Consider the following 13,995-nt stretch of genomic DNA (forward strand, 5'->3'; position numbering starts at 1 on the left):
GGAAGTCCAGGGTGGGAAATATTAATGAATCCTACTCTGATCCCGCGTCCACGGCAACCGACGGCGACAGGCTCTCCTGCCTTTCCGCGATCTGACGGATGCGTTCACGAATATCGTTCAGGGTGACGTCCAGGGATTGCAACAGGTCGTTCTGATTGGCGTAGATGCGGGCGCTCTCCTCTTCCTGCTCCTCGATGCGGCGCAACAGCTCCCCCTGACGGGTGACCAACCCCTCGATCAACTGACTCGGCCAGGCGGCGGCAAAACGATCCAACTGCGCGCGAGTGGCGCGCTCGAGTTCGTCCATGCGGCGCAGCAGCTTGGCCTGACGCTGATAAAGATGATCGATGCGCGCATGCACCTCGCCGGCGAGCAGATCACAATCCGTGGGGTCACACTTTTTTTCCCTGGCCATGTTTCGCCTCCAACCCTCCCCCCCGGACCCTTTCACCCAGCCAAACGCAGCCACCTTAACATAGGGACACTCAGTGAGGAAAGTTCTTGTTCAACCGATAGACATACGCCAACACCTCGGCCACGGCCTTGTAGAGATCGGGCGGGATCACGTCCCCCACCGGCACCTTGCCCAACAGGTTCACCAGATCCGGATCCTCCATCAAGGTGACACCCGCCTCGCGGGCCTTTTTCAGGATGGTCTCGGCGACCAGTCCCCGGCCCGAGGCGGTGACGCGCGGCGCGGCATCCCTGGCGCGCTGATAGCGCAACGCCACCGCCCGACGCTGATGCACCGGCAACTCCGAGTCATCCCCCTCCTCCTTGACCTTGGCCGCGCACATTGCATCCTCCCGGTCACAACCATCCAAGCCGCTTGAAGATCCACACCTCGATCAGACCGATGACCACCAGCAGCACCCCCTCCATCACGAACCCCTGCTGGCTCGGAAACCAGGTGCTGTCGGCATTGAGGAACAATCCGCTGACGTTGCTCCCGAACCAGCCCACCACGAACGAGAGTGGCATGAAGAAGGCCGACATCATGGTGAGTTTGAACAGCAGATCGTTCAACCCCTCGCTGATGGCGTTGGCCACCGAATCCTGGATGATCCCGGCGGTATCGCGGATCTCGTCGAGATCCTCGAGCTGACGGGTGGACTCGTTGACCACCTCGGCCAGACGCGACCTGAGCGATTCGTCCACCCAGGGGAGTTCATCGGCCAGAAGACGGGCGATCGCCTCCCGCTGCGGGGCCAGATAGCGACGCATGGCCACGGCGGCCACGCGCAGATCCCCGAGCCTCTGGCGAATCCGGGGGCCATTCCGACGGGTCTCGTAGGGTTCGTGTTCGGTCAGGGTATAGGTTTCCAGCTCCTCGAGCTGATCGTCCATGCGCTCCAAGGTCGAGCCGATGCGCGTGGTGAGCTGTTCCAGGAACGCCAGCAGCAACTCACCCGGCGACCGGGGACCGGTTCCATACTCCATGGTCCGGCGGATTTCGTCGATGAAGGCGATCGGTCGTCCGCGCAGGCTGACGATGCCGATGTCATCCACCCACATGCGCAAGGCCACCATGTCGTGGTAGTCGTGGCCGCGGTTTTCGTTGACGCTACGCAGCATCAGGACCGCGCCATCCTGAAAGCGGGTGTAACGGGGTCGGGTTTCGTGAGCCAGGAGCGCCTTGACCGCGCATTCGTCGATGGCCGAGCGACCCTTGATCCAGTCGATGGCCAGATCGGAGCGGTGGTGGAGATGCAACCAGAAATGGCCGAGGGAGAAGATGTTGGTTGATCCCACCTCGTTCCAGGCAAGCCCCCGTCCCGCATCCTGGGCATCGAAGCGCCAGGCGTGAATCAATGGATCGGTGGACATTTGGTGTGAGACTCCTTGAATCTTCCTGCGACCAAGCGCTCCGCCTGACGGCTGAACCGACTGGAGACTTGGACCAAAAGAGAAAATCAAGCAAAATCTGGACCGGATGTTAATGCTAGATCGCGATTTATCATAACACGGCAGTTTGTGAAATATTTTTCACATTTATACCTTAAATAGTTGTATTGCATTGCAAAATAATTATAAAATTAATTTTTTATACCACGATCCAATCCTCGAAAAAAAAATGCGCGGCCCACGCCATCCCAACAAAATCTTTCCTTGACAAATTCTTTCATCTATTAGAGAATATTGCAGTTTCTCCATCGTAATCCACCCTGTTCAACCTCCTGGATCTCTCGGAAAACCAATCTGACCCAAATCCGTCACAACCCAAACGGTTGTGAAATAAATTTATTTTATTTTGGGCATCAAAAACTTATGATGTCAACGGAGCAGCCATCATGAACACCTCGATGATCGTCATTCTGGGCCTGATCCTCACATCCCTGATCACCGGCGTCGGTGTCTACGACTACCGCTACAGCCAACGGCTGGCACAAACCGCCAAAATCGAAGAGCAGCGCGCCGATGGTCGCGACGCCCTGCTCGATCTGGCCAAACGCCAGGAAAGTCTCTTCGCCAGATCCAAGGCCTACACCACCGATCTGGCCGCCCTCGGCTATGAGGATGTCGCGGACCTGAGCGTCTTCTCCCCGAAAAAACTCTACAAACTGGTGATCCTCTCCGCCGACGAGAACACCTATGCCCTCGCCGCCGAACCCCAGGACGAACAGCTCGCCGACACCAAATGCGGCGGACTGACCCTCACCAAGCAGGGCATGGCCAAAAATGCGCGCGGCCCGGACGGAACCGCCTGCTGGCAACCGCCGGAAAGCTGATCCCGCGCGCCATAAAATCTTCCAGAGCCCCTCTTTCGGCTCCAGGAAGGTCACTCCCGGTATCCACACCCCTTTCACCCATCCCTTGGGAGGCGCCATGGCCCAGGATCGTATCGGCGTGATGCTCGAGACGGTTTCCCGTCTGCACCGCAAACAATCGTTACCCCATCTGGAAAACCTGCTCGGGAAAACCTCGGACACCGATCTGATCGCCCTGTTCAAGGCCATGCTCGACGAGGAGAGCGCACGCATCCTGCCCCTCCTGCCGCGCGTCAAGGCGATCCGGGTGCTGCGCGCCCTCTCCACGGATCAACGGGCCCACCTCGTCTCCCTGGCCGAAATCCGCGAGATCCTGCCGATCCTCGAGGAACTGCCCCCCGACGAGTTGAACCAACTGGCCAGTCGCGTCGAAAAAAACAAACAGGCCCAGATTCGCATGCTGCTCAGCATGCGGCAACGTCCCACCACCCTGATCGACGACCGGATGATGGGATGCTCCAGCAAGGATGGCGGCGATGCCGCATCGGAGGACGAAGACAGCCCAGGCACCGAAAAAACCACTCCGAGCGAGCACTCACCGAAAAATCTCGAGAAGGCCCAGCTGTTGTTCGAGAACATCCAGACCTTCCACGCCAAGGCCGCCAACCGCACGCTCCAGAACATCCTGGCCAAGGCCTATCCCGCGGATCTGGCCTCTGCCTTCGAAATGCTCCCGCCGGAGACCGTCCCGGAGCTGTTTCTGCTGATCCAGGAGAACGATCAGCGCGCCAAAGTGCTGGGTGAACTCGGCGAAGCGTTGCAACAGGCCGTGGTCGAGGCCTGCCGCCTCGAATCGCTCCCCCCGGTGGTCGCCCGCATGGCCCCGGACAAACGCACCGATCTGTTCAGCCATCTCGACAAAGAGGTGGCTGAAAAAATCATCGCCCAGCTCGACCAGGAGACCAAAACCGAGATCGAAAACCTCCTGCAATACCCTCCGGAAAGCGCGGGCGGCGTCATGACCTCGCAGTTCTTCGCCCTGCCCGAGGATACCCTGGTCTCGGAGGCGATCGCGGCGGTGCGCACCCTGCCCACCTACGAGATGGTCTTCTACCTCTATGTCACCGACGAATCGGGACGCCTGACCGGGGTCAGCTCCCTGCGACAACTGCTGCTGGCCAACCCGCGCAAACCTCTGCGCGAGATGATGAACACCCGCGTCGTCCAGATCCATACCCACGCCCCCCAGGAGGAGGTGGTGGAGATCGTTCGCCATTACCGTCTGCTCGGCATCCCGGTGGTGGATGAAATGGGGGTAATGGTCGGTCTGGTGACCGTGGACGACATCTTCCCGATCTTCCAGGATGAAGTCACCGAGGACATGCTGAAAATGGCCGGCGCCCACAGCGACGAAATCGAGGCCGACTCCTCCCTGCCGATCGTGCGTATCCGTCTGCCCTGGCTGATGCTGGTGTTCCTGGGTGGCGTGATGGGGGTCGGAATCTACCACTATTTCGAACAGGAGGTGCTGGAGATGATCTCCATGATCTACTTCCTGCCCGTGGTCACGGCCCTGGCCGGCAATGTGGGCAACCAGTCGGCCACCGTGGTGATCCGGGGGTTGCGCACCGGCGAAATCAAGGCCAACGCCTTCTGGAAAGTGTTCCCGCGCGAGGTCGGCGCCGGCTTCCTGATGGGCATCCTGACAGGCGCCCTCCTGGGACTCACCGCCTACATCCTGTTCCGGAACACCGATCTGGTGCAGGTCGTGGCCACCGCCGCCACCCTGACCATCACCCTGAGCAGCATCCTCGCCACCACGGTGCCTCTGCTCCTGGGACGCAAGGGCGGAGATCCGACCGCGTTGACCGGCCCGATGCTCACCACCATCATCGATGTCAGTGGAATCGCCAGTTACTTCCTGATCGCTCACTTTTTCATCGATTGACCATTGACTTGACGCATCCGCATCGAAAACTCTCCAACCCACGGCAACGAATGGAGGCGCGCCATGAGCAGTGAAGCCGGATCGATCTACGCCTATCAGATCGACAAACAAGGCAAGGCCCAAGCCATCGGATGGCATGAGATCCGCGTCTGGAAGCCGGAAAACGGCTATTTCTGGCTGGTGAGCCGCCCGGAAGGGGAAGAGACGCGCCGCTGGTTGCAAAACGAAAGCGGACTCGATCCCCAGGTGGTCGCCACGCTCTTGAACGACGACAACCGCCCGCAAACCACCTTCACCGCCGAGGGAACCCTGATCACCCTGCGCGCCGTGAACCAGAGCCGCGTCAACGAGGATGACGACGACCTGATCGGCGTCAACATCTGGGTGGACCAGACGCGCATCATCGTGATCCGCATGAAGAAAATCCTGGCCTGCGACGACGTGCGCAACGAACTCAAGGAGGGGCAGATTCCCCGCGACACCGGTGAACTCTTCTCCCGGCTCATGGACCGGATCATGACCCGCCTCGGCCCCTTCACCAGCCGCATCGACCATGAACTCGACCTGCTGGAAGACCGGATCCTGCTGGCGGCCAAGATCGGCACCACTCAGCAGGAGCTTTCGGTGATGCGCCACCGCATCATCACCGCGCGCCGTTATCTGATGCCCCAACACGGGGTGCTCAGCTCGCTGTACGGCGACCGGGCCTTCTGGCTCTCGGACCTCTGCAAGCGGCAACTGCGCGAGGCCAACAGCCACATCAACCGCGCCATCGAGGACATCAACTCCTGTCGCGAACATGCCGCCCTGCTGCAGGACGAGATCATGGCCCGCCTCGATCGCAACATGAACCGCACCATGAAGATCATCGCGGTCTTCACCGCCTTCCTGTTGCCGATGAACGCGGTGACGAGTCTTTTGGGCACCAACATCGAGGGGATTCCCGGCCAGGCCGGCACCAACACCCCGTATGGCTTTCTGTTCGAATGCATCGGACTGTTCGCGCTGATGGTGCTCTGCTACCTGGTCTTCAAGCGGTTGAAGTGGTTCGAGGAGGATTGAGACACGACGCCAGAAAGAACGGTTCGCACCCGTCTGGTCCCATTGTCGGCTCCCGCCCGAATGATCCAGACAAACGCGCCAAAACAACGTCCGATCCCCGACCAGAAACGAAACAGCCCACTTCGAGAGCCGAAGTGGGCTGTTTCGTTTGTTGGCCACCGACCACCCCCGCGCGCGGGATGGTCACGACGGCACGCCTACAGTTTGAACACCATGAAGGCCACGGTCAGATAGTTGATCGAGCCCACCATGTCGATGAAGGCCAGCGCCAACGGCCCGGCGGCCACCGCCGGATCCGCGCCGAGACGCTTGAAAAAGAACGGCAACGACATGGCAATGGCCGCCGAACAGGTGATGCTCAACGTCATCGCAATCCCAAGCGTGACCGAAAGCAACGGATTCTGGAAGATCAGATACGACGCCCCGGCCAGACAGAGACCATAGACCGCCCCTTGAATGATGTTGATGCCAAGTTCCTTGAACAGCAACCGGAAGAAATGGGCGTTGTGGATGGTGCCCAAGGCCAGGCCGCGCACCACCACCGCGCCGGTCTGACTGCCGGCGTTGCCCGACATGCCGATGACGATCGGGAAGAAGAAGGCCAGTTGCACCACCTTTTCCAAGGTCTGCTCAAACCCTTCCAGGATCGCCGAGACCAGAATGTAGGCGATGAAGGCGGTGATCAACCAGGGAACGCGGGTCCGGAAGATCTTGAACGGCGACTGGGCCAGGACATTGGTATCCTTGGAGCCGATACCGGCCATCTTCAGGATGGAATTGGTGTTCTCCTCCTGGATGATCTCGATGAGATTGTCGATGGTGATCTGTCCGACCAGCACGTCGAATTCGTCCACCACCGGCATGGCCAGCAGGCGATAACGGCTGATGAGGTTGGCCACCGTGCCCTGGGGGGTATCGACATGCACCTTGATCAGACGGGTCTGGGTGAACTCCCGCAAGGTTTTCTTCGGATCGGCCACGATCAGGCGCCGCAGCGAGCAGACACCGATCAGCCGCTGCATGTCGTCGAGGACATAGAGATAGAAGATCGCGTCGTGGGAAGAGAGGGCCTGGATCGCCAGAATGGCATCGCCGGCGGTGGTCTGATCCGACATGGCGATGATGTTGGTCTCCATGAGACTGCCGGCGGTTCCCGGCGTATAGATGATCTCGTCGCCATCCCCGGAGGATTTTTCGAAGCGGTTCACGATCTTGGAGAGCCGCTCGGCCACCTCCGGATCCAGACCGGTGAGGGCCATCTGCCGCACCTCCGGCGGGAGGGTGTCGAGGATGGTTCTGATCTGCTCGCCGGGGCAGTTGGAGACCACGTAACGACGATGGTCGTCATCGAGTTCGGTCAACACCTGCGCGGCATGCTCGGGCGGGGCGATCCGGCAGAAAAGTTCCATGGCGCGCGGGCCGGGAAAGCCGTTCAACACCTCGCCAAGGTCGGAAGGCTTGAGTTTGCTCAACAGTTGGGTCAAATGGGCGGTCGCCCCGCGCCGGTGCAGACGCACGATCGCCTCGGCGATGTTGCTGTTCTTGGGGGCGGGTTTGGCCGCTGCCTTATTGTCATCCAGAACCATCATGGCCATGGCGGAATCCTCATCGATTTCAAGAGAGTCGTTGTCGAGTCGTCGAAAGGGACGAAAGCGGTCTCACAAGCCATAGACCGCCGTGGCGATCAACAGATAGTTGATCACCCCGAGCACATCGACCGTGGTCAATACATAGGGGCCACCGCCCACCGCCGGATCATGCCCCAACTTCTGAAGCAGCAAGGGCAGACTCGAAGCGATCACCCCGGCATAGGTGATGTTGCTCAGGATGCTGATCCCCACCACGAAGGCAAGCGTCGTGCTCTTGAAAACCACCAGCGCGTAGCCGGAGAGACAGGCGCCGTAAAACAGACCGATGAGGACGCCGGTCTGGGTCTCCTTGAAGAGAAGCGCGAAGTAGTCGCTCACCTGGATCACGCCGGTGGCCAGACCGCGCACCGCCACCACGGCGGTCTGACTGCCGACATTGCCGGCCATGCCGAAGATCATCGGCATGAAGAAGCTCAATTGGATCACTTTGGACATGGTATCCTCGAAATGACCCAGGATCCACGCGGCGGCCAAACCGCCCAGGAAGGGCGCCACCAGCCAGGGAAGCCGGGTGCGCGCCACGCTGGTGATCGATTCGGAGAGCAGGCTGAGTTTATGTTCGGCATCGGCGCCCACCGATTTCATCATCGATTCGGTATCCGCGTTTTGAATCACATGGATCAGATCGTCCACGGTGATGATGCCGCGCATCACGCCCAGATCGTTGACCACCGGGATGGCCATAAGATCCATTTCGGTGACGATCTTGGCGGCCTCGGTCTGGGGGGTATCGACGTTCACGGTGTGTACCCGGTCGTCCATGATGTCGCGCACCAGACGATCCGGAGAGGAGAGCAGCAGCCGTTTCAACGAGCTGACGCCGACAAGCCGCTGCTGTTCGTCGAGCACGTAGACGTAGAAGACGAACTCATGGTAGTCCAGATCGCGCACGGCCTGGAGCGCCTGCTTGGCGGTGGTGGTCTCCTCGATGGCGAAGAACTGGGAGTTCATGATGTGACCGGCGGTATCCGGAAGGTATTGCAGCAGGGTCTGCACCTCCTTCTGGGTCTCCCGGTCCAGGGCATTCATGATGTGCTGGCCGACCTCGGGATTGAGCTGACCGAGAATGTGTCCGCGGGTATCCGGCGGCAGGCTCTCCAGGATCGGCACGGCGCGTTCCAGGCTGCACACCGAGATGATGTGAATCTGGAAATCCTCGTTGAGTTCCTTGAGGGTTTCGCCGGCGTGCTGGGGCGCGGTGATCAGGTGGAAGATGTCCGCCGCCTCGTCGAGATCTTCGGAGGTGTTGATCACCTGGGCGATATCGGCGGGCAGGAGTTTGTCGAGAATGCGCGAGAGCTGGGCAGTGGCCCCCTTGCGGTAGAGACGACGGATCATCTCCACGAATCGGGGGGCATGACCGGTCTCCATGGGTGCTTGCGGTTCGTCAACCACGATCATGCTCATGTCGCGTCCTTCCTTGCCAAGAATGGAATATCCGATGAACGAAAAAAAACTTGCATGATGGGGGGATCCCCCTCACCCCCGACCCCGGACCTCCCTTGCGGGCATTCCAGGGTCAAAAAGGGTGACAGGAGGTTTTGGACGCACCGATGCGCAGAGCTGCCGCGCCACAAAAAAACGCACGCGACAACGAGACAAACGCAATCTCGGAGTTATTGCGTAGCAACAACTCTTTTCCAGGAAACTTTTAGGAACAGGATCCCTGACGAGACGTTCAATCAGGTTTGGGAATGGACTCTGGCGGGCTTTGCAAGGGGGGAGATGCCGATGGCAGAACGGATTCAGGCCATGTCACCCTCCTGACGGCGCGTCAGAGTCACCAAACTCGGCGTGTCCACACACCCTCCGTTAAAAGTTAATTATATTTCACAGTTTAGCAAAAAATGAACATCACGTCAACAGATTCTGTTAAGATTGTTAAAAAAAATTCTCTTAATTGGGAAAAACCAGAACAGAAACTTGAACTGCCTGGATGCCATCTGCTATTCTGATGGTCAGAATACCGACGGACCGTAAAATACAACTAAATATTCAATCAAGCAAACAATACGAATCAAAAAAGAGGCCACTCCATGATCGACACCGATGTCGCGATGACGGATCCCTGCAAAGTCGTTCTGCTGGCCACCGACGGGTCGGAATTCTCCGCCGGGGTCGAATCCGTGGGCCTCGAACTGGCGCAACACAGCCAATCCCATCTCCACATGCTCCGCCTGCTCCTGGCCGAACCCGGCACCGACGCCTCGATCGTCGAAGAGCAGGACGCCAACCTCAAACTCGACCAGATCGCCAACCAGTGTCTGGCCGCCGGCATCGAACACACCCGCATGATCCGCCCCGCCGAGGATCCCACCACCGGCATCCTGACCGCCGCACGGGAGATCAACGCCCAACTGGTCATCGTGGGCCGACGCGGACGCCGGGGACTGGCCAAGAACAACGTCGGCGAAGCCACCACCAAACTCCTCGACAAACTGGAGTGTTCGGTCCTGGTCGTGCCGCGCCTCTTCTCCTTCTGGAGCAGTGGCGTCCTTCTGGTGATCGATCCGGACGAAACCGCCGGCGACCAGGCCGCCCTGGTGGCGATACGCCTGGCCCACGGGGCCAACATCCCCTTGACCATCCTGCTGGTCGTGGATGAAAAGGATGAAGCGTGCCGCGATGCCAATCTGACCGTCAACCGACTGGTAGCCCTGGCGCAACTGCACGGGGTGACCGCCGAGGGACTGGTGCATGGCGGCGATCTCGACGAGGTGGTCCTGGAGGTGGCGCGGCAACGCTCCGACGACCTGATCGTCTGCGAACCGCGCGACCGTTCCATGTTCGACCGGCTTTTCAACATCAACGATCTGGTGAAGCTGATCGGCAAAGCCAACTGCCCGGTTCTGGTGGTCAAAGGCACACACAACAAAACCGATCAGGCGTGACCACGAATCCGACAAGGTCTCGAATTCCGGGGTGAACTGAACGTCGCTGGCCATGGATGGCTCTTTGGATGTCCATGTTTGACATCACATGAAACCGAATCCATCCTCAGACTCAATCATTCACGAAACGACGGAACCATCCTCACGCCTCGGTATGAAAGCCGCTTCCCAGGCCAAGAAACTGGGCCCGCTCGGCCCGCATGCCGCCCGCGCCGAGCATGGCCAGATCCAGGGAGTGGAGCGGCACGCCAGCTTCCAGCAAAGCGCCGCGCAACTCCCCCACCCCACCGCGCAGCGCCACCAGCGAGGCATCCTCCTGGGCCGAGATCGCCACCCGCACCATCCCCGCCCCATGCTCGAGCCGGGCCTGCACCATCCCCATGCGGGTCATGTTCAACGACAGCAGCACGGAGAGCAACGACCCGTCCCCGGATTTCCCATCCTTCCGGCGCCGGTCGCGTTCGCGGCGCCACACCGCCTCGCCCAGTCCGCCATCGTTCATCCAGAACAGACGATAGCCCAACAGATAGGCCCCCTCCTCCGGTGAGGCCGCCGCCTGGGGTAGGATGTGCTGCAACGCCAGCAGATCCCCGAGCCGCTGCAAGGCGTGACGCGCGCCGGCCACCTCGGCGGTCACCTCCTCGCGGGTGGCCGGGGTGGCGTTGCTGGCGGTCCGGGTCGGCTCGTGATGCAGATGTTCGGCGGCCTGACGCACCAGCCGCACCGCGTCCGCCACCTCCTGGCGACTGCCGGCCTCGAGCACCCGCGTCAGCCCGGCGAGATCCCCTTTCATCAGATCGCCCAGTCCCACATTCGGCAGGGCCCGTTGCAACACCCCGGCCAGGGTTTCGCGACCCGCCACCAGCACCCCGGAGCGTCCGCCCGCCAGCAACGCCGACTCTCCCGCCGCACCGGTGGCGCCACGGGCCAGACCCGAAAGCACCATCAGCCGTCCCAGCACCTCCGGCCCGCGCGCCAGGCTCTGTTCGGCGGTCTGGACAAGTTGCACCGCCCCACCCGATTCGCTCGCCACCAGCCGCACGCTCACCTCCGGAGTCAGGCGGGTCACCTCCAGGGTCACCTGTTCACCGGGTTGCAGGGCGCGGCCACCAGAAAACGCGATGCCGGAACCGTTGGGAAACCGGATCACCCCCTGGCCATCCACGCCCACGTTCGCGACGCGACCGACCAGCATCTGGCCTTCGAAGAGTTTCGGAATGTCGGGCGCGGAGAACGGGGTGGAGGAGACAGGACCGCTTTCGCCGGGGGATGGCGGGATGAAGGAGAGAATCATCGCGGACCGGAGGGTGGGACAAGGGGGAGTTGGTCAGAAAGGTGAGTCCGAAAGCCGGGGTCGCGGGTCGAATCAGACCCCCCTGACCCCGAAACTGACGAACAACGCGGGTTACCCCTTGCCGTGGAACTCCCGAAGGGAGGTCCATGGCAAGGGGGGTGAGGGGGTTCTCCCCCCATCATGCACGTTAATCGCGCTCATCCTGGTTGCGATGGAGACGCTTGAGCAGACTCACCTCCTCGACCGCCAGACCGGTCTCGGTGACCACCCGATCCTCGTCCACGCCGTTGGAGAGCAGCAGACGGGCCTCGCGATAGGCATCGGACATGCTCGCAGGCTGACCGGAGTCGGCCATCTTGACGGAATGCCCCATGGGCATGCCCATCCCCATGTTGCCCGGATTGGGACGGGACATGTAGTGCAGATCGGCCTGGATCCCCTGGAGATCCTTTTTCAACTGCTCGGGAATGGTCCGGATCGCCTCGCCGAGACGCGCCTCCAGAGCGGCGATCTCGCGATGCATGGCATTGATGCACTCGGCGGAATCGAACGGCTCCACATCCGGCTCGGCGGGCGTGGTGGCCCTGGTCTCCTCGCGCAGCTTCTGCACCTGCTGGAACACCATGAAAACGGCCAAATAAAGGACCAGGAAACAGACGACAACGAGAAGATTCCAAATGTTCACGAGATTCGCCCCAATACCCGTTTCATCCGCGCCCGCATGCGCATGGCGGCCTTGCTGTGCAGTTGGGAGATGCGCGACTCGGTGAGTCCGAGCACCTCCCCGATTTCACTCATGGTCAACTCTTCGAAATAGTACAGCGTCACGACCAGTCGTTCCTTGTCCGGCAGGGAGGAGATCGCCTCGGAGAGGGCCAGACGCAGCTGTTGCAGACCGATGCTCTCCACCGGATCGATGATCTCCGGATCCGCGAGCATCTCCAGCACGTCCCACTCCTCCTCGTCCAGGGAGGGGCGCAAGTCGTCGAAGGAGAGAATGGCGATGCCGCGCACCGCGTCGAGATTGCGATAGAACTCGTCCAGGGTCAGGCCGAGATGGGCGGCCACCTCCTGATCCTCGACCGACTTGCCCATCTGCCCTTCGAGCAGCAGATAGGTCTCCTGGATATGGGCGGCGGTCTGACGCACCGCGCGCGGCACCCAGTCCATGGAGCGCAGCTCATCGAGAATCGCGCCGCGCACCCGGAATTCGGCATAGGTCTGGAACTTGATGCCCCGATGCGGATCGAACTTGGACACCGCGTCGATGAGTCCCAGAATCCCCACCTGGACCAGATCGTCGATGTCCACCGATTGAGGGAGCTTCATCGAGATGCGGCTGGCCACGTACTTGACGATCGGCGCGTACTTGAGGATCACCTCGTCACGACTCAGCCCCTCCCAGGTCGCGCCCTGATCGTTGTCCGCCGGATCCTTGGGGCTCTCTGCCCGCTTCTGGGTAACCGCCGCCACCATGGCCCCTACGACTCCGAATGCATGAGCGTATCGTCGAGCAGACGCCGCCAGAAGAAGATCATCCGGCCCTCCTCGTGACGTTTCTCGCGCCACAGACGCATCAGGCTGGTGGCGATCTTCTGGAACGACTTGGAAACCGGAGCCTCCGGATGGGTGATGGAGACCGGTTTCTGCACCCGAACCGACTGGGCCAAAAGCGCGTCCTCGGGGACCGAACCCACAAAATTGAGCACCACATTCAAGAACTTGTCCGCCACCTGCGCCAGGGTGCGAAAGACATCCTTGGCCTCGGCCTCGTCCCGCGCCTGGTTGACCACCAGGTCGAAATGGGAGGCGCGATGGTTCAGAAACAGCACCTTCATCAGGGCATAGGCGTCGGTGACGCTGGTCGGATCCGGAGTGGCGATCACCATGATCCGCTCCACGGCCAGCACGAAAAAGCGGACGTTCTCGGAGATGCCGGCGCCGGTATCCACCAGCACCACATCGAAATCGGCGTTCCAGCGGTCGATATGATCCATCAGGGAGAGCTTCTGCTCCTCGGTGAGCGCGGAGAGTCCGGCCACGCCCGAGGCCGCCGGCAGGATGGTGATTCCCTCCGGTCCCTGGATCGCCACCTGGTCCAGGGTCAGGCGATCCTCAAGCACATCCTGGATGGTGAATTGCGGCGCCTCGATGCCCAACACCACGTCGATGTTGGCCAGGCCGAGATCCGCGTCGATCAGGAGCACCTTGAGTCCCTGGCGGGCGTACTGGATGGCGAGGTTGACCGTGATCAGGGTCTTGCCGACGCCACCCTTGCCGCTGGTGATGGCCATGGTGTGAGGCACCTTGCGTTGCGACAGCTCCTCGTTCACCGGCGGCGCGGAAAGCGCGCCCTTGACCATCCCAGCCGCCTTGCGGCGCTCGGCCAACTCTTTCAACGTCGCGACTTGATTGTCCAGATCCTTGATCATGACTCCCCCGC

13 protein-coding genes are annotated in these 13,995 nt (G+C 60.9%); 4 read left to right on the plus strand and 9 right to left on the minus strand.

The genetic code is table 11. The annotated features are described in order from the left end of the window. Positions 1-31: 31 nt before the first annotated feature. The 3 genes from ACOY6C_RS10505 to ACOY6C_RS10515 all read right to left on the minus strand — a co-directional run bounded on the left by ACOY6C_RS10505 (position 32) and on the right by ACOY6C_RS10515 (position 1,827). Positions 32-415, minus strand: a complete 384-nt coding sequence (locus ACOY6C_RS10505; protein ID WP_420905430.1) for a hypothetical protein — start codon at positions 413-415, stop codon at positions 32-34. A gap of 70 nt (positions 416-485) precedes the next feature. Further along, positions 486-797, minus strand: a complete 312-nt coding sequence (locus tag ACOY6C_RS10510; RefSeq protein WP_420905431.1) for an EscU/YscU/HrcU family type III secretion system export apparatus switch protein — start codon at positions 795-797, stop codon at positions 486-488. A gap of 13 nt (positions 798-810) precedes the next feature. Then, entirely contained in the window at positions 811-1,827 is a 1,017-nt protein-coding gene (locus ACOY6C_RS10515) for a CorA family divalent cation transporter (RefSeq protein WP_420905432.1), read from the minus strand. A gap of 464 nt (positions 1,828-2,291) precedes the next feature. Between ACOY6C_RS10515 and ACOY6C_RS10520 the strand changes: the two genes are divergently transcribed. The 3 genes from ACOY6C_RS10520 (at position 2,292) to ACOY6C_RS10530 (ending at position 5,718) form a co-directional block, all read left to right on the plus strand. Next, the gene (locus ACOY6C_RS10520) at positions 2,292-2,729 is read left to right on the plus strand and encodes a type IV pilin protein (RefSeq protein WP_420905433.1); all 438 of its coding nucleotides are present in this window, start codon (positions 2,292-2,294) and stop codon (positions 2,727-2,729) included. A 97-nt stretch (positions 2,730-2,826) separates the two neighbouring features. After that, entirely contained in the window at positions 2,827-4,656 is a 1,830-nt protein-coding gene (mgtE, locus tag ACOY6C_RS10525) for a magnesium transporter (RefSeq protein ID WP_420905434.1), read from the plus strand. A 63-nt stretch (positions 4,657-4,719) separates the two neighbouring features. Beyond that, complete coding sequence (locus tag ACOY6C_RS10530; protein ID WP_420905435.1) at positions 4,720-5,718, plus strand: CorA family divalent cation transporter; 999 nt, start codon at positions 4,720-4,722, stop codon at positions 5,716-5,718. A 197-nt stretch (positions 5,719-5,915) separates the two neighbouring features. On the opposite strand, the gene mgtE (ACOY6C_RS10535) is transcribed toward ACOY6C_RS10530, so the two are convergent. Further along, positions 5,916-7,313, minus strand: a complete 1,398-nt coding sequence (gene mgtE / locus ACOY6C_RS10535) for a magnesium transporter (RefSeq protein ID WP_420905436.1) — start codon at positions 7,311-7,313, stop codon at positions 5,916-5,918. A 63-nt stretch (positions 7,314-7,376) separates the two neighbouring features. Next, entirely contained in the window at positions 7,377-8,774 is a 1,398-nt protein-coding gene (mgtE, locus tag ACOY6C_RS10540; protein WP_420905437.1) for a magnesium transporter, read from the minus strand. Positions 8,775-9,403: 629 nt separating this feature from the next. Here mgtE (ACOY6C_RS10540) and ACOY6C_RS10545 point away from each other — a divergent pair. Beyond that, a complete protein-coding gene (locus ACOY6C_RS10545) occupies positions 9,404-10,258 on the plus strand; it encodes a universal stress protein (protein ID WP_420905438.1) in 855 nt (284 codons plus the stop codon). Positions 10,259-10,400: 142 nt separating this feature from the next. Here ACOY6C_RS10545 and ACOY6C_RS10550 read toward each other — a convergent pair whose 3' ends face one another. From ACOY6C_RS10550 to ACOY6C_RS10565, 4 genes are all read right to left on the minus strand, one after another. Continuing rightward, a complete protein-coding gene (locus tag ACOY6C_RS10550; protein ID WP_420905439.1) occupies positions 10,401-11,552 on the minus strand; it encodes a flagellar hook-length control protein FliK in 1,152 nt (383 codons plus the stop codon). 187 nt (positions 11,553-11,739) lie between these two features. Next, the gene (locus tag ACOY6C_RS10555; protein WP_420905440.1) at positions 11,740-12,237 is read right to left on the minus strand and encodes a hypothetical protein; all 498 of its coding nucleotides are present in this window, start codon (positions 12,235-12,237) and stop codon (positions 11,740-11,742) included. Continuing rightward, entirely contained in the window at positions 12,234-13,028 is a 795-nt protein-coding gene (locus ACOY6C_RS10560; RefSeq protein WP_420905441.1) for a FliA/WhiG family RNA polymerase sigma factor, read from the minus strand. Before ACOY6C_RS10560 ends, ACOY6C_RS10555 begins: the two co-directional genes overlap by 4 nt. Positions 13,029-13,033: 5 nt before the next feature. Next, a complete protein-coding gene (locus ACOY6C_RS10565) occupies positions 13,034-13,984 on the minus strand; it encodes a MinD/ParA family protein (protein WP_420905442.1) in 951 nt (316 codons plus the stop codon). Between the last annotated feature and the right edge of the window lie 11 nt (positions 13,985-13,995).

The organism is Candidatus Magnetaquiglobus chichijimensis, assembly GCF_045865675.1.
GTDB classification, from domain to species: domain Bacteria; phylum Pseudomonadota; class Magnetococcia; order Magnetococcales; family Magnetaquicoccaceae; genus Magnetaquiglobus; species Magnetaquiglobus chichijimensis.